Genomic DNA, 21,965 nt, shown 5'->3' with positions numbered 1-21,965 from the left:
CCCCTCCGGGTCCGACGCCCCTCGTGGCCCGGAGGGGGGCGCGGGGCAGTCCCTGGTTTCTGGAGAGGGGTGCGTGATGCGTTTCGGCAACACCGCGATAGGGGCCGTCACCGTGGTCGCCCTGTGCACCGGCGCGTGGCTGTTGACCAGCGGCTCCGGGACGAACGCCCCGCCGCAGCCGTCCGCCGCCGAGGGGCGGCCCGATCCGGCCACCGCGCGCACCGCGGCCCGTGCGCTGCCGCCGTCGCCGCCGGATCACATCCGTATCCCGGCCATCCATGTGAACGCCCCGCTGATGGGCCTCAAGCTGACGAGCACCGGCAGCCTCGACGTCCCCCCGGCCGCGAAGAAGAACCTCGCCGGCTGGTACGAGGCCGGCACCACCCCCGGTGAGACCGGCACGGCGATCGTCGCGGGCCATGTCGACAACGCCGACGGTCCCGCCGTCTTCTACGACCTCGGCGCCCTGAAGAAGGGCAACACCATCGAGCTGGACCGGCTGGACGGGAGCGTCGCGCTGTTCACGGTGGACGCGGTCGAGGTGTATCAGGCGAGCCACTTTCCCGATCAGAAGGTCTACGGGGCCGCGCGGCGGCCGGAGTTGAGGGTGATCACGTGTGGGGGCGGGTACTCGCGGTCGACGGGGTATCAGGGGAACGTTGTGGTGTTCGCGCACCTGAGTGGTAGTCGCTGAACGAAGCAACTCTCAGGCCAGCCACTGCTGGTACGCCAGGTTCGTCACCAGCGCGAAGACCACCGTCAGCAGCACGACCCGCACGAAACCGCTGCCCTGCTTCAGTGCCGTGTGTGCGCCCAGCATTCCGCCCGCGAGGTTGAACACCGCCATCAGCGCGGCGAGTTGCCACAGGACCGTGCCCTGCCAGGCGAACATCGCGAGGGCGCCCGCGTTGGTGCAGCAGTTGACGATCTTCGCGGTGGCCGAGGCGGTCACCAGGTCGAGGTGGAGTACGGCGGTGAGCGCGAGGACCAGGAACGTGCCGGTGCCGGGGCCGACGAGCCCGTCGTAGAAGCCGATGCCCAGGCCGGTGAGGCCGATTGCGGCGAGGATCTGGCGGCGGGTGGCCGGGACCGGGGTGGGGGCCGTGCCGAAGGCCGGGCGGAGGATGACGAAGGTGGCGACTGCGAGCAGGACGACCATGATCACCGGCTTGAGTACGTCGGTGCTCATGCCGGCCGCGAAGAAGGCGCCGGCGGAGGAGCCGGTGAGGGCCGCCAGGCCGATGCGTACGGCGAGGCCGACATCTACCGGGGCCTTGCGGGCGTACGTCACCGCTGCCCCGGACGTGCCGACGATCGCGACGGCCTTGTTGGTGCCGAGTGCGGTGGCGGCCGGGGTGCCGGCGGGCAGGCCGAGCAGGAGTACCGGGAGCAGGAGCAGTCCCCCGCCGCCCACCACGGCGTCGATCCAGCCGGCCGCGAGGGCCGTGAGGCAGAGGACGGCGACCATGGTCAGCGGTATGTCGGGCATGATCATGACCCCAGCGATCTCGTGCCTGGTCGACGGCAGTGTGTCCAGCCCTTGACCGCTGATCATCGTCTGCGTGGTGGGAGAACAGCCCGCGTGGTCGCCATCGGCAACCGGCGGATCATCGGCACCGCCATGGGCTATACGGCATCACCGTCGGAATTGATTTCCTTGATTTTCTCGACGAGATGTGTCCGTAAGATTCTTCCCGAATTCAAGTTGACACCAGCCGCGAGAGGATTACTTTCCGCGGCCCTTTCATTGATCTCTATGGCTTCGTCCAAAGCCTCAAGCGCCAACGGCATACCCGATCGGCTGGTGCCCAGGAGGTAGGCGAGTCCGATCAGAGCGATGCCGAGATCAAATTCGTAGGCGCTTGGGTTGGCGGCAGCCAGCCGCCGTCGTATTGCCACCGCTTCCAGGGAGTGGTGGAGGGCTTCTTCCCAGCGGTCGAGGTCTGCAAGGCCGACGCTGAGCTTGGTCAAGTTACCGGCGAGGTCGTGGGCGTAGACATCGGCATCGGCCGCAACAAGCCGCCGTCGGATGATCAGAGCTTCAACCTGTGCGTCGACGGCTTCCGGCCAGCGCTCCGCCTCTGACAGAGCCAGGCCCAGACAGGAGAGCGAGCGGGCGAGATCAGGTTCGAAGGCCGCGGCGTTGATGTCCGTAAGCCGCCGCAACCTCTTGACTGCCTCCTCGGCGGGTACCAGAGCTTCCTGCCACCTCTTGGCCCGGCACCGAAAGAAGCCCAGGTTCGACAGCGCGACAGCGAGGGCCGGCTCATGGGCGTTCGGCGCGTCGTCTGCCAGGCGTCGAAGGATGCCGACAGCCTCTTCGGCCGGCAGAACAGCCTCTTGGCAGCGCCCCGCCTCATTGAGAATGCCACTGACGCTCATCAGAGATTCGGCAAGGGAAGGCTCGTGGGCCGTAGGGTCACCGGCGGCCAGACGTCTCCGTATCACCACTGCTTCTGTGGCCGAGATCAGGGCTTCCGACGGCTGGCCCATCCGCAACAGGCAAGCACTGAGGACTGTCAATGCCGCGGCGAAGGTGGGCGCGTGAACGAGCAAGCCCCTTGCCGACTCCCGACGGAGCATCTCGGGCTTCCATCGACGAAGTATCTCCACCGATCTTGTGGCGATCATCAGAGCATCCCGCCGTCTGTTCACCGCCAGCAGATAGATGCTGAGGTTGCACAAAGAGATGGCGAAGACCGACTCAAGGTCCGGGTTGGTCCGTGCGAGGCAGCGCCATGCCGGCCAGGCGCTTGTCGCGGCGACGATGGCTTCGGAGTGCAGCCCCGCATTGTGCAGACGCTGGGCGAGGGCATCGCGGACCCTCGCATGCGTGAGGGGGTCTTGAGTCATGGCGAGGCGACGACGGGCCAAGCGGTCGACAACGGCGGCGATACCGAGGTCGAGGTCGGCGTTTTTCCCCTCGGGGAACAGGCTTTCAATGGCTTCCAGGACCGTGGTGTCGATACCGGGGACGTCGGCCAGCAAGGTCAGTGCGGCACTACCGGCTTCCATGGCCATCGCGGGACTGGCACCCAGCAGTCTGTTGAGGTGAGCTGCCACGTGATCCCAACGGCCGGGACCGGCTGCGGCGGCCAGGAACGTGATCGCGCGAGCGATATGAACGGGAACAGTGCCGTGGAAAGCTTGACCGGTGAGTATCTCGACCACGTCGGTCGCCCATACGGCGCCCGGATGCTCGGGCACATGATGGTTGGGCAGAGTGAGCGCGAGGAAATCTTCTGCGAGACGGTCGGGGTAGAGCGGTTCCAGAACTGATTCCGCGTCCGGGCAGGGATAGCAGGCACCATGGTCGGACAGGATTCGGTCAGGATGGATCTCCAGGTCGAGCTGATGCAGGATCGCCTTGCCCTGAGAGAAAGGCATTGAGCCGGTGAGAGCGGCTGTGAAAACAGCGCGCGCCATCACCTCGGACGGAGTCTTGAAGTCGAGTTGTTCTTTTTGGCCGTTTTCATACAGCAGGGCCCAGTGCCGACGTTCCCGATCCAGTAGGTAAGCCGACAAGCCTGCCATGTCATGGGGTAGCTGGGCTTGCTCACCGTTGGCATGTGCGTCGACGGCGACCAGAGCGGCCATGTGCAGGGCCAGAATGAGACCGAAGTCGGAACCCCTCAGCGAGACGGGCGATGTGACCGCGGTCGGATCGACGATGCCGTAAGCCGCGGCGAATCGATCACGGGCCATGTTGAACATCTGTACGCGTACGCCGAGTTCGTCGCCGTCGGCCAGCGGCCGGAGCAGGTACTGATCGGTGGCGACGCGCCGCTCCCGCAGGACGGAGCGGGCAGGGATCCAACTCTGCGCCGAGCGGGCCACCATCAGAAGACGGGTGGGAACGGCGTGGTGAAGGAGAGCGTTGTTGAACAGCCAGGCCAGGTGGGACAGCGGCCATCGGTCGGCATAGTCCACGACCAGGAGCACACCCCTTGCCTCGTCCAAGCGTAAGTCCACGCTTTGAGGCTGCGGGGCGATCGCGCCACGGCCATGGATCACTGTGACGATCTTCCAGCCGGCCGCGCCGCTGTCCGCCGCGAATTCCGCCGCAAGCCGAGTCTTGCCTTGGCCGCCGGGGCCATGGAGCCATCGCGCGGCGATTCGACGACCGACATCGTCCCGCCAGGCTTCCAGATCGCCCAGTTCGGAGTCGCGTCCGCCGAAATCCACGACACGGTAACGGGCGTTGAGCAGAAGACTGGGCTGTTTCCTCAGCGACGCCGCATCAATCTGTTCACCCGGTTCCAGCGAATGAGGTTCAGCCAAGTAGTAGATGGGGCCGCGGTCTTGGAAGACATGGAGGTCGGCGCCCATCACGCCGTACGCGTATCCGCCGTCGGCCCGTACCGACTGCCGGGGTACGTCAGCCCCTTCTCCGGGAGTGAATGGTGACGTCACTGCCCCGCACCGTTGCTGTCACCGGCGTTCCCGGTTGATGGTGGCGTGTGGGTCGACTCGCCATCGGTACCGAAATGAACGTTGAGATCTCCGTCTTGAACGCCGAAGGCCCTTCCGCCAATGTGGGCGGTGATGTTCTGTACGTAGTCGTATTGCGCCGACGGTAGTTCGTCCTGCGCATGGGAGATCAGTGCTCGGAGTTCGCCTGCTGCATCGGGGTGTTGCTGGAGAAGCTCAGCCAACTCCCGCCGCCATAGAGGCACCAGACACTGACGTACATCTGTGGCAGGGCCTTCTGCCTGGGCTACGCGAGCCGCATTGGCATTCAGCTGGTCTTCGATCGCCTCCTGCTGGGCCCTTCCCATCCTTCGAAACAGTCGAGCCGTGCCATCACGGGTTGACTGCCAGGCCGCAGTGGCCATCGCCGTAACGATGGTGGTGCTACCCGTCATGGCCAAGGTAGCGATGGCGTCGTCCATCGGAAGTCACCTTTTGTATGCGCGAAGTTGAGGCGCCGAAGGCCTCTCCACCATTACGGGAGAGCCATTCCCCGATCGAAGAGTCCTGAGAGCTCGTAACACGGTCTTGCAGATGTGCCCTTAGACAAGCGGACGAAGCTCCTGGCAGACACGGGTGATCTTGGTCAAGAACCCGCTTGCCAGGAGCTTCACCGTCGCGCAGCACTCTCCAACCAGCAGTCGACGCCGCCGGCCCGGAAAGGGCTCAATCATGCTGCCAGGTAAACATGACGCGGTCGCCCGGATCCAGACCCTCAAGGTAACCTATTTGGATTACGTCGTACCAGATACCGAACCCCTTTGGCTTGCGGAAGGTGAGGACCTGGCCCTTCTTTGTCTGACCCACATAAAGGCCATTACTCGCCGAGGAACCTCGACCTTGCGCCTGGATTATGAAGTTGTTACCTTCACCGTCCGGCATGATTATGGCCTTGGCCCAGCCACTACTCGTGTAGCTGATCGCGAGAGTGAACTCCACCACATCGTCAGGGACAGCCTTCTTCTGCACCTCATAGGTAATCAGATCGGCCGCGTCCTCCGTCCCGAACGCGCCATTCGGCAGGTCCGCCCAACCCGGGCCGAGTCCAACTCCTCCTTGCGCTTGGGCGGTAACGCCTGCGCCCACTAATGCTGCCTCTTCTTCGACGCCCGGAACTGCGACCCCGAAAATAGGAAGCCGACGTCCGATAGATTCGCTCTGCCGAGTCACGTGAGAACCCTTCCACAGCATAGTAATTTTCGCGTTTTTGCAGGCCAACGCCTGGTCGCCGACATAGCAGACGGCACTTCCGGGCGAATCCGGCACTCCTCCTTCTTTGAATGCCAAACAGTTCCAACTTCAGGATCGCAGATAGTTTTTGAATTCAATCCAGAGTCTCTCGCCCGGCCTCCATCACGTCAAGGTAAAGATAATAACTGGTAGCTCGCATTACGCTTCCAAAGAGGCAGGCCAGAGAGGCGCAGGGAAGGCAAGTAATGAGTGGGAGACGTGCCTCGGGCGATAGGCGGCTCTACGCGGGTATCGCGCGTTGCAGGCGTCCCCTCGTGGGAATTCGTGACGATCTGATTCTCGTTCGCCAGGAGATCATGGGCGGGTCTTCTTGAGTCAGGGCCGGCAGATCAGTCCGCAGGCCGACGAGACGAGGACACCATGGAGTTCGAGGAGCCCTTGCGGGAGATCACTGGCATGATCGGATGATCGTCGCGGTCTGAGCTCAGCGCCCGGCTTCGAGGTAGCGGAGTACTGCGAGTACGCGGCGGTTTCCCGTCTCCGAGGGGGATAGGTCGAGCTTCGCGAAGATGTTCGCCACGTGCTTCTCCACGGCTCGTTCCGAGACCGTGAACGTGGTGGCGATCGCGTGGTTCGTGCGGCCCTCCGCCATCAGGGCGAGGACCTCGCGCTCGCGGGGAGTGAGGGTGTCGAGGGCGGTGGATCGGCGGGCGGCGCCGAAGAGTTGGGCCACCACCTCGGGGTCGAGTGCGGTGCCGCCGGCCGCGACGCGTTCGAGTGCGCCGACGAACTCCCCGATGTCTACGACCCGTTCCTTGAGGAGGTACCCGAACCCGGCTGGATTGCCCAGGAGTTGGGCCGCGTGGGTCGTCTCGACGTACTGCGAGAACAGCAGGACGCCGGTCGCGGGGTGCCGGTCGCGTAGTTGTACGGCCGCCCGTACACCCTCGTCGGTCTGGGTGGGCGGGAGGCGGATGTCGACGACGGCGACGTCCGGGGCGTGTGCTGCCACCGCGGTGAGGAGCGCCTCGGCGTCGCCGACCGCCGCGGCGACTTCTACGTCCCGTAGCTGGAGCAACTGGACCAGGCCGTCGCGCAGGAGGGCCGAGTCCTCGGCGATGACGACGCGCATGCGGCACGGCTCCGTTCACGTATGAGGCAGTTCGACCGTGACCACCGTAGGGCCTCCGTGCGGGCTGTCGCAGGTCAGCGTGCCGTCGACCGTACGGACGCGGGCGAGGAGGCCGGTGAGTCCGGAGCCCGCGCCGATCATCGCGCCGCCCTGTCCGTCGTCGGTGACGCGCAGGCGCAGGATGCCGTCGCGGGCGGTGACGTCGACGGCGGCTGCCGTGGCGTGGGCGTGTTTCGTGGCGTTGGCGAGGAGTTCGGCGGCGCAGAAGTAGGCGATGGTCTCGACGGCCGGGGTGGGGCGGGTGCCGATGTCGGTGGTGAGGGTGACGGGGAGGGCGCTGTCGGCGGCGAGGGTGGTGAGGGCGGCGTGCAGACCCTCGTCGAGTACGGGCGGGTGGATGCCCTTGACCAGGTGGCGCAGGTCGGTGATGGCCTGGGTGGCGTTGCCCTGGGCGGTGTCGACGGCGGTGAGGACGCGGTCGGCGGCGGCGCCTGCGGTGACCAGTTCGCGGATCAGGGTGAGGTGCATGGCCAGGGCTACCAGGCGGGCCTGGGTGCCGTCGTGCAGGTCGCGTTCGATACGGCGGAGGGTGGCGGCGGCGTCGTCGACGGCTCGGGCGCGGGTCTCCTCCAGGGTGCGGATGCGGCGGGTCGCGGCATCGGGGCCGAGCAGCACGGTCAACAGGGCGCGGTGCGGGCCGAGGGCGTAACGGAGGAGAAGGGGTGCGACGGCCAGCAACAGCAAACCGGCTGTGAACGGAATCAACCAGCGTGGCCAGGAGTCGAGCTGGTAACCGAAGAACTCCAGTGACACGTGGTGTGTGGAGCTGTGGTGCGTGGTGCCGTCCGTGGTGTGAACCGTGTTGTAGTTCCAGCGCTTGAGCAGCGGGTGCAGTGTGAACAGGACGCCGTAGACGTAGCCGATGACGACGGCTGCGTACGCGAAAACGGCTGTGAACGGTGTCAACAGGGCGCAGCCGACGGCTCGCCACCCGGTTCGGTCCAGCAGGATGCCACGACGCCAGCCGAGCACCCCCTTGCCTCCATCCCCTGCGCTGGGCTGTTCGATCTCCAGGCCGAGCAGCCGGCGCGCGAGTCCCCGTTGCAGCGCGCCCAGTGCCAGCGAGCCGCGCACGGTCGCCGCCAGCAGCCACAGGCCGAGCGTGGTCACCGACAGGGCCCCGCCGAACGCCAGCCCGACGAGCGTTAGGAAGAAGCCGACGAGGGCGAGCGGGAAGGCGATCACGCCGTAGAGGACAGCCTTCAGCGCGCGGCGGCCGAAGGTGGCGACGGCGAGCGTGCGGAGGCGGGAGCGGAGGCTCGGCATGGGGATCAACCTAGGAGAGGAACGACCTGGCGACACGGAGCTGCACGGCGGTCAGGCCGCGCACCGCCCACGGCATCAGCAGCAGGAAGCCGATGCCGCCGAGCACGGCGTGGAAGGCCCAGGCTCCGGCGAAGGTGGGCCCGCCCCAGGCGCTGGAGTAGTCGTCGCCGGCGCGGAGCGGCCAGCCGAGGTTCATGGGCACGATCGCCCAGCCGTAGAGCGTGATGAACGCCGTGATCAGGTTGAGGGGCGTGGCGAGGAGGGCGTGGGGCAGGCCGCCGGCGCGCGCGGTGCCCGGGATCTCCGTGTCCAGGAAGCGGTGGACGAGACCCCGTTGCCAGCGGGCCGTGGGGGCGCCGAGGAGGGCGAGCGGGATACAGGCGAGGCCGAGCGGGAGGGCGAGGAGTGCGTAGGCCGTGCGGCGCCAGGTGGTGGCGGTGAACGGTGCGCGGACGAGGTTCCAGGCGTGGACGGAGGTCGGGTCCGGGGCGGTGGTCATGGTGCATCCCCCTGCACATGAATCGGCGCAGCTCGTGTGAACTGCTGTGAACCGATGTCTCCAGCTTTCCGCCGCCGCCCGCTGTACACGATGGTGCCTGCACGGGACCCGGGGGTTCGGTTAACCGAACCTCACACTCCTCCCCCGGCGCGCACCCCGAACCCTCACACCCCCCGCGCGCTCCCGCTGAGGGCAGCGTTCCTCGCGGGAAACAGGTGGGATGCCATCGGGTAACACCGGCGTCGCAGGCTCCTGGGCATGACCTCGAATCCGCGTGTGGCGCCCACCATCGTGCTCGTCGGCCACGGCATGGTCGGTCAGCGCTTCCTCGAAGCGCTCGCCGAGCGCGGCCTGACCGCCACGCACCGTGTGGTCGTGCTGTGCGAGGAACCGCGTCCTGCTTACGACCGCGTCCAGCTCACCTCGTACTTCTCGGGCCGCACGCCCGAGGAACTGTCGCTCACGGACGCGGAGTTCATCGCCGATCACGGCATCGAGCTGTACGTCGGCGACCCGGCGGAGACGATCGACCGGGCGACGAGAACGGTAACCGCCCGCTCCGGACTGACAGTTGAGTACGACACCCTCGTCCTGGCCACCGGCTCGTATCCGTTCGTGCCGCCGGTCCCGGGCAGGGACGCCGAGGGCTGCTTCGTCTACCGCACGATCGAGGACCTGCTCGCGATCGAGGCGTACGCGAAGTCGAGGGCGAAGGCGACCACCGGTGCGCCGACGGGTGCCGTGGTCGGCGGCGGGCTGCTCGGTCTGGAGGCCGCGGGTGCGCTGAAGGGGCTCGGACTCACCAGCCACATCGTGGAGTTCGCGCCGCGCCTGATGCCGGTGCAGATCGACGAGGGCGGCGGCGCCGCGCTCCTGCGCACCATCGAGGACATGGGCCTGAGCGTCCACACGGGTGTGGGCACCCAGGAGATCGTGACCGGCGCGGACGGCGCCGTCACCGGGATGAAGCTGTCGGACGGTTCCGAACTCGCCACGGACATGGTGGTGTTCAGCGCCGGTGTCCGCCCGCGCGACCAACTCGCCCGTGACTGCGGTCTGTCGGTGGGTGAGCGGGGCGGCATCGCGGTCGACGAGCAGTGCCGTACGGTCGCCGACCCGCAGGTGTTCGCGATCGGCGAGTGCGCGCTGGCGGCGGACGGCCGGGTGTACGGCCTGGTGGCGCCCGGTTACGAGCAGGCGGAGACGGCCGCCGCGACCATCGCGCGGGACGAATCGGCGTTCACCGGCGCGGACTTGTCGACCAAGCTGAAGCTGCTCGGCGTGGACGTGGCGTCCTTCGGCGACGCGCACGGGGTCACCGCGGACTGCCTCGACGTCGTCTACTCCGACGCGCGGGCGGGGACGTACAAGAAGCTGGTGATCGGCCGGGGCGGCGAGCTGCTGGGCGGCATCCTGGTCGGCGACGCGGACGCGTACGGCACGCTGCGCGCGTTCACCGGGTCCGTACCGCCCGTCTCCCCCGAGCAGTTGGTGCTGCCGGCGGGCTCCGGGGGCGCCGTCCAACTCGGGCCGTCCGCCCTCCCCGACGCGGCCGTCATCTGCTCCTGCCACAACGTCAGCAAGGGCGCGATCCGCGGCGCGGTGACGGACCACTCCTGCACGAGCGTGCCCGAGGTGAAGAAGTGCACCAAGGCCGGTACGGGCTGCGGGAGTTGCGTCAAGGTGCTCGGCCAGCTGGTCACCGCCGAGCTGGAGGCGAACGGCGTCGAGGTCGACAAGGGTCTGTGCGGCTGCTTCGCGCAGACCCGCGAGGAGTTGTACGAGATCGCCCTCGCGCTGCGCGTCAACTCCTACCAGGATCTGCTGGATCGCTACGGCCGTGAGGGCGCCCGGGGTGGCGACGGCTGCGAGATCTGCAAGCCGACGGTCGCGTCGATCATCGCGTCCCTCGCCCCGACGATCGGCGCGAGCGGCTATGTCCTGGACGGCGAGCAGGCGGCCCTCCAGGACAGCAACGACCACTTCCTCGCCAACCTGCAGAAGAACGGCTCCTATTCGATCGTGCCGCGCATCCCCGGCGGCGAGATCACCCCCGAGAAGCTCATCGTGATCGGCGAGGTGGCCCGCGACTTCGGCCTCTACACGAAGATCACCGGCGGCCAGCGCATCGACCTCTTCGGCGCGCGGGTGGAGCAACTCCCGCTGATCTGGGCCCGGTTGGTGGACGCCGGCTTCGAGTCGGGCCACGCGTACGGAAAGGCCCTGCGCACCGTCAAGTCCTGTGTGGGGCAGACCTGGTGCCGCTACGGCGTCCAGGACTCGGTCCGGATGGCGATCGACCTGGAGCTGCGCTACCGGGGACTGAGGTCGCCCCACAAGCTCAAGTCGGCGGTCTCCGGCTGCGCCCGCGAGTGCGCCGAGGCCCAGTCGAAGGACTTCGGGATCATCGCCACCGCCAACGGCTGGAACCTCTACGTCGGCGGCAACGGCGGCGCGACTCCGCGCCACGCGGACCTCCTTGCGAAAGACCTGTCAGATGCCGAACTGGTGCGCCTGATCGACCGGTTCCTCATGTTCTACATCCGTACGGCCGACCGGCTGGAGCGCACGAGCGTGTGGCTGGAGCGGATTCCGGGCGGCCTGGACCACGTACGGGATGTGGTCGTGGAGGACTCGCTCGGTATCTGCGGGGAGTTGGAGTCGCTGATGGCCGCGCATGTCGCCGGATACCGCGACGAGTGGGCCACCACCATCAACGACCCCGAGAAGCTGGCCCGGTTCGTGTCCTTCGTGAACGCGCCCGACACCCCGGACCCGGTCGTCGGCTTCGTCCCCGAGCGCGACCAGATCAAGCCCGACCTGCCGCTGCTGACCATCGGCATGCGGCCCCAGCAGACCGCAGACGTCCTGGAAGGAAGCGCCCAGCGATGACCCTGGCTCCCGAGACGACCGACCTGAAGGTCCAACTCCAGCTCGCCGAGGGCTGGTTCACGGTCTGCGACCTGAACCTGCTCGCCCCCGGCCGCGGGGTCGCGGCCCTGCTGCCCGACGGCCGCCAGGTCGCCCTGTTCCGCGACCGTTCCGGCACCCTCTACGGCATCGACAACCGCGACCCGTTCAGCGGCGCGGCGGTCCTCTCCCGCGGCCTGACCGGCACCCACCAGGGCCGCCCGTTCGTCGCGTCGCCGCTGCTCAAGCAGCGGTTCGATCTGGTCTCCGGGGAGTGCCTGGACGACGCGTCGGTGCGGGTGGCGACGTATGAGGTGCGGGCGCACTGATGACCTGCGCGCCCGCCCTCCCCGTCACCGGATCCGGTGCGTACGCAGTGCGGTCGTCAGGGCGGCGGTGCTCAACACGGCCGTGGCCAGCAGGTAGTAGCCCGGTGCGACCGGCGAACCCGTCGCCTCGATCAGGGCCGCGGCGATCGTCGGTGTGAAGCCGCCGAAGAGTGCGACCGTTGTGTTGTAGCTGAAGGACAGGCCCGTCGCGCGGGCCCGGGTCGGGAAGACATCGGCCATCACCGACGGCAGTGTGCCGAAGTAGACGGCCTTGAGCAGGGCGAGGGCGGTGGCGCACACCGCGAACGTGAGGAAGGACGGTGAGGCGTTGAGCCACAGGAAGAGCGGGACGACGCTCACGCCGATCAGCACCGCGGCCGGGATCATGATGCGCAACCGGCCGTGGCGGTCGCCCAACAACCCCACCAGCGGCGTGAAGAAGGTCAGGACGGCCCCGGCGATGAGCAGCGCGGTGAACGACAGCGAGGCGTCCAGGCCCAGTTGACCGATGCCGTACGTCGGCAGGTACTGGAGCATGAAGTTCAGCGCCGTCGAGACGATCAGCGCACCGCCGGCGATCAGCAGCCCACCCCAGTGGTACCGGAAGACCGACACGATCGGCGAGGGCTTCGGGGTGGCCGACTCCAACTCCGGTGCCAGTGCGGGCGATTCGTCCATGTAGCGGCGTACGAAATAGCCCACCGGGCCGATCAGCAGACCGAACGCGAACGGCACGCGCCAGCCCCACGAGGTCATCTGGGCTTCGGACAGCAGAGCCGTGAGCGCCGCCGCGAAGCCTGCCGCCATGAGGGTCGACAGTCCCTGGCTGGCGAACTGGAAGCTGCCGAGGAAACTCTTGCGCCGCTCGTCCTGCTCGACCAGGAACGACGTGGCCGCCCCGAACTCGCCCCCGGCGGCGAACCCTTGGATCAGCCGCGCGACCACGATCCCCAGGGTCGACGCGATGCCGAGGGTCGAGTAACCGGGCATCACCGCGAGCAGCAACGTGCCGAGGACCATCAGCCGTATCGACAACAGCAGTGCTTTCTTACGGCCGTTGCGGTCCGCGTACGCGCCGAGCAGCAGGCCACCGAGCGGCCGGATCAGATACGTCACGCCGAACACGGCGTAGGCCTGCACCAGTTGGACGCCCGGGTTGCCGCCGGGGAAGAACGTGCGGCCGATGTACGAGGCCATCAGCGCGTACAGGGCGAGGTCGAAGAATTCGAGCGCGTTGCCGATACTGGCCACCGCGATGGCGCGTCGTGCGGTGGGGCGGCGCGGTGCCTGGGTGTCGTCGGGGTGGGTGGACTGCGTGGGCTGGGGGGACGGAGCGGTCATCGGGGGTCCTTCCGGCGGGTGTTGGGGAGGGGTGTGCCGGACGGGGCGCGGGTGCCGAGACTCGGGGACTATCGGGGCCGTACGGAAAGGGGGAGCGGCCGGTCCGCCGACGGACGGCCGAGCGCGTGGAACAGGCCGGCCGCCAGGACGAGGCCCTCGCGGGCGATCGGCGCCAACAGGTGTTCGTCGGGGGCGTGTTGGAGGCAGCCGGGGTAGGAGTGGGGCAGCCAGAGGGTCGGCAGGCCGAGGACGTCGGTGAAGACGGCATTCGGGAGGGAGCCGCCGATGTTGGGCAGCACGGCGATCGGGCCGCCTGTGACCTCCTCCAGCGTGGTCCGGGTCCAGCGCACCCACGGGTCGTCGAGCGGGGTGCGGCTCGCGGCGAAGCTGCCGAGCACGCGGACGTCGACCATCGGGTACTCGTGCTCGACCAGGTGCCGGGCGACGGCCTCGGCGGCCTGATCGGCGTCGGTGCCTACGACGTACCGGAGTTGGAGGACCGCGCGGGCGCTGCCCGGGATGGCGTTGACCGGCCGGTCGGCGTCGGCCGCGCCGAGGGCGAGGACTTCGAGGGTGTTCCAGGCGTAGAGCCGTTCGGCGGCGGACATTCCGGGCTCGCCCCAGCCCTCGTCCGGCACCGGATCACCGGGCGAGGCCGCGACGGTGACACCGGCGAGTGCCTCGCGGACCTCCGGCGGGATCGCGGGCGGCAGCAACTCCGGTACGCGGATACGGCCGTGGCCGTCGACCAGGGTTGCGACGGCGCCGGCGAGGGTGGTGGCGGGGTTGCGCAGCAGGCCGCCCCAGTTGCCGGAGTGGTAGGCGTCCGGCCGTAGATCGGCGGCGAGTTGGAGCTGGAGGCCGCCGCGCGCGCCGAGGAACAGCGTCGGTGTCGTGGCGTCCAGGCGTGGTCCGTCGGAGGCGACGAGCACGTCGGCCCGCAGCAACTCCCGGTGTTCCGCGGCGAATTCGGCGAGTCCGGGTGAGCCGATCTCCTCGCCGGACTCCAGCAGGAAGGTCAGGTTGAAGCCCAACGAGCCCTGGTCGGCGAGGAGTAGGCGCAGGGCGGCGAGATTGACCAGGTGCTGGCCCTTGTTGTCGGCGGCGCCGCGCCCGTACCAGCGGTCTCCCTCGGCGGTCAGCGTCCACGGGTCGCGGCCCTCGCTCCACCGGCCCGCCTGGCCCTCGACGACGTCCGCGTGGCCGTAGACGAGCACGGTCGGGAGGTCGGGGGACTCGACGCGGGTGCCGATCAGGAAGGGGCCGGCCGCCGGATCGGGGTTGTCGTGGCGCGCGACCTCGCAGCCGAGGGCGGTCAGGGCGGGGGTCAGGAACTCGTCGAGGTATGCCTCAATGGCAAGGCGACCCTCGGGGCGGGAACTCTCCGTGGCATACGCGACCATGGTGGCCAGCTCGGTGAAGAAGTCGCCCGAGTCGACGAACTCCTCGGCTTTACGGGCCAGTTTCTCAGGGATCACGGGAAGATTTCTCCAGGGAGGGCGGCGGTCGGGCGGGCGGTGCGCTCTCGTCGTTCCAGCAGAGTAGGGCGGATCCGGGCCCGCGACCATTGCCGTTTGTGACGCGAAGCGTTCTACTTTCAGCAACGCACTGCATGACCACGGGAGCCTCTATGCAACTCCTGCCGGTGAACCTCGCCTACTTCCTGGAGGTCGCCCGCACCGGATCGGTGACCGAGGCGGCGCACGCCCTGAACGTCGCGCCGTCGGCGATCAGCAGGCAGGTCGCCAAGCTGGAGTCCGGCATCGGGGTCCCGCTGTTCGCCCGGCATCCGCGCGGGATGATCCTGACCGACGCCGGCTCCCGGCTGCTGGCCCACGCCCGCCGCACCGAGACCGAATCGACCACGCTCGTCGAGGAGTTGAGGACGGGGCGGGGCGCGGAGGCGCGCAGTGTCGCCGTCGCCTGCTCGGAGGGGTTCGCGCGGCGACTGGTGCCACGGGCGATCGCCGACTTCCGGCGCGCCCACCCCGACGTGGCCTTCCGGGTGGACGTCGTCGCCCGCCAGGAGGCGACCCGCCGCGTGGTCGAGGGCCTCGCCGACGTCGCCGTCACCTACACGATGGGCCCGCAGCACGACGTCCGTGTCGAGTGCGCCGTCGTGGTCCCGGTGGCCGCCATCGTCCCCCTCGGTCACGAACTCGCCGGACGCGACCGCATCGGCCTCGCCGACCTCTGCGCCTACCCGCTCGCCCTGGCCTCACCGGGCACCAGCCAGCGCGAACTCTTCGACATCGGCGCCCAGTTGGAGGGGATCACGGTCCGCCCCGCACTGGTCTGCGACAGCCTCGCTCCGCAGTACGAGTTCGTACGCGCGGGAGGTGGCCTCGCGCTCGTCGGAGACCTGGGCGACACAGAGCAGAGCGCTGCGACCGAGGGGGTGACGTACGTCCCCGTCGACCACCCGGTCTTCCGGCAGCGCGAGGCACAGGTGCAGACGGCGACGGGGCGACGGCCGTCCTGGTCGGCGACACAGTTCACCGAACTGCTGATGGCGTCACTGCGGCGGGACCACTCCCCCTGAACCACTACCACCTGCACATGAGCCTCACAGCGGGACGTCACGCCCGTAACACACTTCCCTGGCAATCTGATCCGGCCGCGTGGGAGCGCTTCCCATCACAAGTCGGCCGGAGAGAAGGGCAGTTCGGCACGTGAAGCTCGACATGTTCAGCGAGATCCAGGACCCCAGACCGTGGACGGCCGAGGACCACGAACACCGGCGGATCACGGAGGCGGTCGAACAGGCCGTACTCGCCGACGAGTTCGGGTACGACTGCTGGTGGCAGGTGGAGCACCACGGCGCGGCGGAGTTCAGCCTCAGCTCGGCGCCGGAGCTGCTGCTGGCGGCACTGTCGCAGCGCACGTCCCGGATACGACTGGGCCACGCGGCGGTGTTGGCACCCGCCGAGATCAACCACCCGCGGCGGGTCGCCGAACGGGCCGCCTGGCTGGACCAGTTGAGCGGCGGCCGGGTGGAGCTGGGCCTGACCCGCTCCACGGCGCCCGAGTGGCGCATGTTCGGCGTGGACCCGGCGGGCGCCCGCGCCCAGACCCAGCGGGCCTTCGAGGAGATACCCCGGCTGTGGACGGGCGCCGGCGATCAGCCACTCGTCCCCGCACCCCTGCAGCACCCGCACCCGCCCCTGTGGCAGGCGGCCTCCAGCCCGGCGTCGTTCGAGGAGGCGGGCCGGCGCGGAGTGGGCGTCCTGGGCACGACCCTCTGGGAGCCACTGACGCGGGTGGCCCGGCTGGTGGAGCTGTACCGGGAGGCCGTAGCCGACTGCGGGCAGCCCGCCGGCGCCTTCGTCAACGACCAGATCGCCTTTTTCACGTTCGTCCACTGCGCCGAGACCGACGAGGAGGCACTGCGGTCCGGCGCGGCAGCCGCGGCGGCCTGGTACACGGCGCGGGCGCTCACCTTCTTCGAGGCGGCGGACGCGTTCGTCGAGACGATGACGATCCAGCAGGACATCCTGGCCGACCCGACCGGCGGCGGCCTCACCGGCGCGTTCCTGCGCGACGAGGTCGACACGGTCCCCAACGCGGCCCAACTGGCCATCGGCCGCATCCTCCAGGGCGAGACGGTCCCCGAGGACGAGCTGTTCGAGGCGCTGATGGCGCAGGACTCCCTGATCGTCGGCAGCCCCGACACCTGCCGCAAGAAACTGCGGGCGTACGCGGACGCGGGCATCGACCGGCTGATGTGCTTCCAGCAGGTGGGAGCGATCCCGCACGAGCGGGTCATGGACAGCATCCGCCGGGTGGGCGAGCTGATCCCCGAGTTCGCGTGACCGGCGGGCCCCCTGTGCACCTCAACAGGCATTCTTGACTGATCGTTCTAGATTAACCTAGACTGCCGGGCATGGCCAGAACCAAGGAGTTCGATCCCGAGGCCGCGCTGCGGGCAGCCCTGGAGCTGTTCTGGCGGCGCGGCTACGAGGCGACGTCGATGTCCGACCTCGTCGAGCACCTCGGCATCGGGCGGGCCAGCATCTACGCGACCTTCGGCAACAAGCACGACCTGTATCTGAAGGCGCTGGAGAGCTACGACCGGTCCGGACTCACGCCGATGGTGCGGGAGTTGTCGCAGCCGGGCCCCGCACTGCCGCCCGTGCGAGCGATCGTACGGCGGTACGCGGCCGAGGCGGCGAACGAGCAACTACGGGCGCTGGGCTGCCTGGTGACCAACACGGCGGCCGAACTCGCCCCGCACGACGTGGCCGCGACCCGGCTGGTCGAGCGCAACTGGGACCAGTTGGAGGCGGTGCTGCGCTCGGCGCTGGTGCGGGCCCAGGCGCAGGGCGAGCTGTCCGCCGACCGCGATCCACTCACCCTCGCGCGCATGCTGCTGGTGCTGATGCAGGGGCTGCGGGTGGTCGGCCGGGCGTCCGGGGATCCGGCGCGGGTGCGGGACGCGGCGGAGCAGGCGTTGACACTGCTCGACTGAGATTCCGTCCCCCTCACGGCGTTTTCTCGCGCCCCTATATTGAACCGATCGATCAAGAAAGAGGCCCGTTCATGAGCAACCACCTCAGCAACCGTTTCTCCGGCAGGACCGCCGTCGTCACCGGTGCGGGCTCGGGCATCGGACGGGCGATCGCCCTCGCGTTCGCGGCGGAGGGGGCGAACGTCGTCGTAGCGGGGCGGCGTCGGGAACCGCTCGACGAGACGGTCGCGCTGATTGAGGGCGGGGGCGGGAAGGCCCTCGCCGTGAGCGCCGATGTGTCGAAGGCCGCCGACGCTCGCGCCCTGGTGCAGGCAGCCGTCGACCGGTACGGCTCACTCGACGTCGCGGTCAACAACGCGGGGATCTTCCGGGGCGGACGCCCCCTCGCCGATCTCACCGAAGAGGACTGGCGCACACAGCTCGACATCAACGTCACCGGAGTCTTCCTCGCGCTCCAGGCGGAGATCCGCCAGATGCGTACCCAGCCGTCCGGCGGTGCGATCGTCAACGTGGCCTCCACCTTCGGCGTGCACACGAGCAGCCCCGGGGCCGCCGCCTACGCCGCTTCCAAGGCCGCCGTAGCCGTGTTGAGCAAGGGTGCCGCCGTGGACCACATCCGCGAGGGCGTCCGCATCAACGTGGTCAGCCCCGGCGCCACCGACACCCCCATGTCCCTGCGCACCGGCGAGACGGAGGCCGACCGCGCCGAACGCGTACGGGCCACGCTCCCCCTGGGCCGCATCTCCGCTACGGCCGAAGTGGCCGCCGCCGTCCTCTACTTGGCCTCGGACGACGCGGCGTCGGTGGTGGGCACCGACCTGGTGGTGGACAGCGGCGCGACGGCGTGAAGACCAGGGGCTTGAATTCCGGCAACTCGACGACTCACGCCTTGAGTTGGTCGTACACGACTCCCGTCAGCTCCTCCGAGGCAGCCCAAAGGCGTTGCCCCATCGCGTCGTTGAGGGTCCAGGGTGCCCGCCAGGACGGTGCCGGTGCCCCGCGCCACATCGCGATACGGGGGCCGAAGAACGAATCGGGGCGTACGTCGGGGGCGGTGGCCGCGTAGAGGGAGGGCAGCGCGCCGGCCTCCGCCGACTGGGCGAAGACCCGGTTGCCGACCTCCATGAGCCGCTCGGCGGACCTGCGTCCCTCCGCCTGCGGCCCGGCGGTCTGGAGGTTGGTGGCGGCGTACCCGGGATGGGCGGCGGTCGCGACCACCTCCGAACCGGCCGCCGCGAGCCGCCGCGCCAGCTCGTGCGTGAAGAGCAGGTTGGCGGTCTTGGAACGGGAGTAGGCGGTCCAACGGCTGTACCGGCGCTCGCTGTTGAGGTCGTCGATGTCGATGTTGGCGAGTACGTGCATGAAGCTGGAGACCGTGACGATCCGGGCGTCGGGAGCGTCGAGCAGCGCCGGCAGCAGCAGCCCGGTGAGCGCGAAGTGCCCGAGGTGGTTGACCCCGAACTGCGTCTCGAAGCCGTCCACCGTCGTGCCGTACGGCATCGCCATGACCCCGGCGTTGTTGACGAGCAGATCGAGCCGCTCGTACGGAAACGTGGCCGCGAACTCCCGTACGGAGGCCAGATCCCCGAGATCCAGCCGCCCGAACTGCGCCTCGGCACCCGGCACTTCGGCGACGATCCGGTCGGCGGCCTCGCTCCCCCGCGCCTCGCTCCGACAAGCGAGCACCACCCGGGCGCCCTTGCGGGCCAACTCCCGCGCGGTGACGTAGCCGAGCCCGCTGTTGGCCCCGGTGACGACGGCGACCCGGCCGCGCTGGTCGGAGACGGCCTTCTCGTTCCAGCCGGACATGGGCGGCTCCCTTCGTCGACGCGTGCTTCCCGGTGCACGAAGAGCGTACGAGAGCCGGACCGGCCCCGCTCCCCGCACGCCGAGTGACACGACCATCACGGACCATCACAGGTTGGTCACTCCTCCTTCACCTGCCCGGTCCCGGCATTACGTTCCGTACCACACCAGACACAGGGGGACGAGATGACCCATCCATACGCGATGCCACCCGTACCACCGGCTCCCCAACCGGACCGGCCCGCACCCCGCTGGGCCCGCAAGCGGTACGTACTCCCGGCCCTCGCACTGGCCTTCCTCATAGGCCTCGGCGCCGGCGGCTCCGGCCAGGACACGAAGAAGGACACGACAGCCGACGCGAAGCCCGCCGCCGCCAAGCCGCAGCCGACGATGACCATCACGGCGACCGCGACGGAGACCGCCGCTCCGGCTCCCGCGCCCACGGTCACCGCGACGAAGACCGTCAAGGTCACCAAGACGGTGACCGTCGAGGCGGCTGCAGGCAGCGGCTCCGGTTCTGGTTCCGACGACACCAACTCCGGTGGCGGCAGCACCTATTACACGAACTGCACCGCCGCCCGCGCCGCCGGCGTCACACCCCTCTACCGGGGCGACCCCGGCTACGACTCCCACCTCGACCGGGACGGCGACGGGGTCGCCTGCGAGTGAGTCCTGAACCTGCGTAGCCGCTCAGTACGGTGGACCACATGAAGCTATCGCCACACGTCGCCCGGGAACGTTTCGCCGCGTCACCCGTTGCCCGGCTGGCGACAGCCGACGCACACGGGGTACCTCACGCGGTTCCCGTCACCTTCGTCGTCCTGGGCGACGCCTTGTACTTCGCGGTCGACCACAAGCCCAAGAGCACTTGGAATCTAAGGCGGTTGCGCAACATCAGGGAGAACCCGTCGGTGACCTTGCTCGTGGACCACTACGCCGACGACTGGTCGACACTGTGGTGGGCTCGCGCCGACGGTCTCGGCGAAGTACTGGAGGACGGTCAGGAACAACACCGCGCAGTGGAGTTGCTGTGCGGCAAGTACGACCAGTACCGGAACTCCCCTCCCGAAGGCCCCGTGGTCGCGATTCGGGTCGAGCAGTGGAGCGGCTGGGCCTTCACATAGCCTTGCCGGGACAGCCGAACCCGAGGTGGCGTACATGCCGGACCGAGATCTTCCTCCCTACCGCCGGATCGCGGACGACCTGCGGGCAGCGATCGCGGCGGGCAGGCTGACGCCGGGCGAGAAGCTGAAGTCGGAGAACGAACTCAAGGACGAGTACGGCACGACGCGGGTCACCGTACGCAAGGCGTTGTCCCTGCTCAAGGCCGACGGACTGCTGATCAGCGAGCAGGGCAGGGGTGTGTTCGTACGTCAGCCGCCCAGAGTGCGATTGCAGACGACCGGCGCCAACTTCCGCGAGCGACGCTCCACCGGCGTAAGCAACTTCACCGCCGAGGCCGCGGCACAGGGGCAGCGGGCGCAGCAGCAGATCCTGTCGGTGGAGAGGGTTCCCGCGCCGGCCGAAGTCGCGGAGCGGCTCGGTTTGTCGGCGGATGCCTCGGTGATCGTCCGGCGGCGTGCCTTCCTCATCGACGACGAGCCCATGCAGTTGGTGGACGGCTATTACCCGGAGGAGTTGTTCGCCGACAGCCCTGTGGAGAAGTCCGGACGCATCCCCGGCGGCGTGAGTGCCCTCATCGAGGATCCCGCCGGACCCGTGGGCCAGCGGATCGTACGCTTCGTCGAGGACCTGGAAATCCGCATGCCCACCCCGTCGGAGGTCGGCGCACTGCGTATCCCGCCCGGCGTCCCCTTGGCTCGCGTACTGCGCAGCGCCTGCGTGGAGGACGGGCGAGTGGTCGAAGTACTGGACTCACGCGTACCCGGCGACCGCCATCTCTTCCAGTACGTCATCGACGTGCCCTGATCCCGAACTTCGACTGCCTTGGGCTCCCAGACTCCGAGAGCAACTTGTATATCCAAGCAGGCCCCGTTAAGTTGATTCCAACTTGGATATACAAGTAGCGGACGGAGTCGGCGCGATGACGGACACACCGCAGGTGGGCGACGTCATGAAGGACACCACCACCAACCGAGTCGGCAAGGTCATGGGCTTCACAGGCCCGTACGTGCAACTCAGGCCACTCGGCGGCGGCATCGAGTGGGACGCGAGGCCGGAGCGGCTGACGCCCACGAGCCCTGCGGAGGCCCTGAGCGCGGGCATGGCCGAAGCCAACTCCCGTTCCTGGCAAGGGGTGTCAGTAGCGACGAACTCCGGTCTCCCAGCCGCCGTCCAGAACCCCCGCACGACAAAGGAGGTTTCAGCGCCTTCAGCCGAGTGCGCGCTCGCCAAACGTCCTGGCTACGAAGATCTGCATGGCGACTGCCGCGAAACGCGGGACGTATTCCTCCCAGGATCCGCAGGCATCCTGCTGACGCCCCGTTGCGACTGCGAGTGCCACATCGCCGAATGCCAGTGACAGCACAAGAG

The 21,965-nt window shown here is 68.6% G+C and carries 21 protein-coding genes; 11 read left to right on the top strand and 10 right to left on the bottom strand.

The features are described 5' to 3' along the window. The first annotated feature begins 76 nt into the window (after positions 1–76). The gene (locus AB0I69_RS22410) at positions 77–694 is read left to right on the top strand and encodes a class F sortase (protein WP_363097387.1); all 618 of its coding nucleotides are present in this window, start codon (positions 77–79) and stop codon (positions 692–694) included. Positions 695–706: 12 nt separating this feature from the next. On the opposite strand, the gene AB0I69_RS22405 is transcribed toward AB0I69_RS22410, so the two are convergent. The 7 genes from AB0I69_RS22405 to AB0I69_RS22375 form a co-directional block, all read right to left on the bottom strand. Then, entirely contained in the window at positions 707–1,489 is a 783-nt protein-coding gene (locus AB0I69_RS22405) for a TSUP family transporter (RefSeq protein WP_363097386.1), read from the bottom strand. A gap of 137 nt (positions 1,490–1,626) precedes the next feature. Continuing rightward, a complete protein-coding gene (locus AB0I69_RS22400) occupies positions 1,627–4,329 on the bottom strand; it encodes a tetratricopeptide repeat protein (protein ID WP_363097515.1) in 2,703 nt (900 codons plus the stop codon). Between the two features lie 80 nt (positions 4,330–4,409). Then, on the bottom strand, positions 4,410–4,892 hold the full coding sequence (locus AB0I69_RS22395) for a hypothetical protein (RefSeq protein WP_363097385.1): 483 nt from the start codon (positions 4,890–4,892) through the stop codon (positions 4,410–4,412). Positions 4,893–5,136: 244 nt separating this feature from the next. Continuing rightward, a complete protein-coding gene (locus AB0I69_RS22390) occupies positions 5,137–5,736 on the bottom strand; it encodes a hypothetical protein (RefSeq protein WP_363097384.1) in 600 nt (199 codons plus the stop codon). A 409-nt stretch (positions 5,737–6,145) separates the two neighbouring features. After that, complete coding sequence (locus tag AB0I69_RS22385) at positions 6,146–6,793, bottom strand: response regulator transcription factor (protein WP_363097383.1); 648 nt, start codon at positions 6,791–6,793, stop codon at positions 6,146–6,148. A 15-nt stretch (positions 6,794–6,808) separates the two neighbouring features. Next, positions 6,809–8,119 carry a sensor domain-containing protein gene (locus AB0I69_RS22380; protein ID WP_363097382.1) on the bottom strand — a complete coding sequence of 437 codons (1,311 nt, stop codon included), beginning with the start codon at positions 8,117–8,119 and terminating at the stop codon, positions 6,809–6,811. A 10-nt stretch (positions 8,120–8,129) separates the two neighbouring features. Then, positions 8,130–8,618, bottom strand: a complete 489-nt coding sequence (locus AB0I69_RS22375) for a hypothetical protein (RefSeq protein WP_363097381.1) — start codon at positions 8,616–8,618, stop codon at positions 8,130–8,132. Positions 8,619–8,876: 258 nt separating this feature from the next. On the opposite strand from AB0I69_RS22375, the gene nirB reads away from it, so the two are divergent. Together nirB and nirD are read left to right on the top strand one after the other, a co-directional pair. Then, complete coding sequence (nirB, locus tag AB0I69_RS22370) at positions 8,877–11,510, top strand: nitrite reductase large subunit NirB (RefSeq protein WP_363097380.1); 2,634 nt, start codon at positions 8,877–8,879, stop codon at positions 11,508–11,510. Further along, positions 11,507–11,857, top strand: a complete 351-nt coding sequence (gene nirD / locus AB0I69_RS22365; protein ID WP_363097379.1) for a nitrite reductase small subunit NirD — start codon at positions 11,507–11,509, stop codon at positions 11,855–11,857. Before nirB ends, nirD begins: the two co-directional genes overlap by 4 nt. Positions 11,858–11,881: 24 nt before the next feature. Here nirD and AB0I69_RS22360 read toward each other — a convergent pair whose 3' ends face one another. Both AB0I69_RS22360 and AB0I69_RS22355 read right to left on the bottom strand, forming a co-directional pair. Beyond that, positions 11,882–13,198 (bottom strand): MFS transporter, encoded by a 1,317-nt coding sequence (locus AB0I69_RS22360; RefSeq protein ID WP_363097378.1) that lies wholly within the window; start codon positions 13,196–13,198, stop codon positions 11,882–11,884. A 68-nt stretch (positions 13,199–13,266) separates the two neighbouring features. After that, positions 13,267–14,676 carry a M20 family metallopeptidase gene (locus AB0I69_RS22355; protein ID WP_363097377.1) on the bottom strand — a complete coding sequence of 470 codons (1,410 nt, stop codon included), beginning with the start codon at positions 14,674–14,676 and terminating at the stop codon, positions 13,267–13,269. A 152-nt stretch (positions 14,677–14,828) separates the two neighbouring features. Here AB0I69_RS22355 and AB0I69_RS22350 point away from each other — a divergent pair, with 152 nt between their 5' ends. The 4 genes from AB0I69_RS22350 to AB0I69_RS22335 all read left to right on the top strand — a co-directional run bounded on the left by AB0I69_RS22350 (position 14,829) and on the right by AB0I69_RS22335 (position 18,514). Continuing rightward, the gene (locus AB0I69_RS22350) at positions 14,829–15,740 is read left to right on the top strand and encodes a LysR family transcriptional regulator (protein WP_363097376.1); all 912 of its coding nucleotides are present in this window, start codon (positions 14,829–14,831) and stop codon (positions 15,738–15,740) included. Positions 15,741–15,870: 130 nt separating this feature from the next. Continuing rightward, positions 15,871–17,010, top strand: coding sequence for an LLM class flavin-dependent oxidoreductase (locus tag AB0I69_RS22345; RefSeq protein WP_363097375.1), 1,140 nt, complete (start codon positions 15,871–15,873; stop codon positions 17,008–17,010). Positions 17,011–17,081: 71 nt separating this feature from the next. Then, positions 17,082–17,666 carry a TetR/AcrR family transcriptional regulator gene (locus tag AB0I69_RS22340; RefSeq protein ID WP_363097374.1) on the top strand — a complete coding sequence of 195 codons (585 nt, stop codon included), beginning with the start codon at positions 17,082–17,084 and terminating at the stop codon, positions 17,664–17,666. Positions 17,667–17,737: 71 nt separating this feature from the next. Continuing rightward, complete coding sequence (locus AB0I69_RS22335; RefSeq protein WP_363097373.1) at positions 17,738–18,514, top strand: glucose 1-dehydrogenase; 777 nt, start codon at positions 17,738–17,740, stop codon at positions 18,512–18,514. Positions 18,515–18,548: 34 nt separating this feature from the next. Here the strand turns inward: AB0I69_RS22335 and AB0I69_RS22330 are convergent, their stop codons facing one another. Beyond that, entirely contained in the window at positions 18,549–19,475 is a 927-nt protein-coding gene (locus AB0I69_RS22330) for an oxidoreductase (RefSeq protein ID WP_363097372.1), read from the bottom strand. Positions 19,476–19,658: 183 nt separating this feature from the next. Here AB0I69_RS22330 and AB0I69_RS22325 point away from each other — a divergent pair, with 183 nt between their 5' ends. The 4 genes from AB0I69_RS22325 to AB0I69_RS22310 all read left to right on the top strand — a co-directional run bounded on the left by AB0I69_RS22325 (position 19,659) and on the right by AB0I69_RS22310 (position 21,954). Next, positions 19,659–20,141 (top strand): excalibur calcium-binding domain-containing protein, encoded by a 483-nt coding sequence (locus AB0I69_RS22325; protein ID WP_363097371.1) that lies wholly within the window; start codon positions 19,659–19,661, stop codon positions 20,139–20,141. A 38-nt stretch (positions 20,142–20,179) separates the two neighbouring features. Further along, positions 20,180–20,596, top strand: coding sequence for a TIGR03668 family PPOX class F420-dependent oxidoreductase (locus tag AB0I69_RS22320; protein ID WP_363097370.1), 417 nt, complete (start codon positions 20,180–20,182; stop codon positions 20,594–20,596). A gap of 34 nt (positions 20,597–20,630) precedes the next feature. After that, positions 20,631–21,401 (top strand): GntR family transcriptional regulator, encoded by a 771-nt coding sequence (locus tag AB0I69_RS22315; RefSeq protein WP_363097369.1) that lies wholly within the window; start codon positions 20,631–20,633, stop codon positions 21,399–21,401. Between the two features lie 115 nt (positions 21,402–21,516). After that, on the top strand, positions 21,517–21,954 hold the full coding sequence (locus AB0I69_RS22310; protein WP_363097368.1) for a hypothetical protein: 438 nt from the start codon (positions 21,517–21,519) through the stop codon (positions 21,952–21,954). Positions 21,955–21,965 lie beyond the last annotated feature (11 nt).

Source organism: Streptomyces sp. NPDC050508, from assembly GCF_040655155.1.
GTDB lineage: Bacteria > Actinomycetota > Actinomycetes > Streptomycetales > Streptomycetaceae > Streptomyces.
Note: the sequence above shows the minus strand (reverse complement) of the source record. Positions and strands in the feature narration are given on the sequence as shown.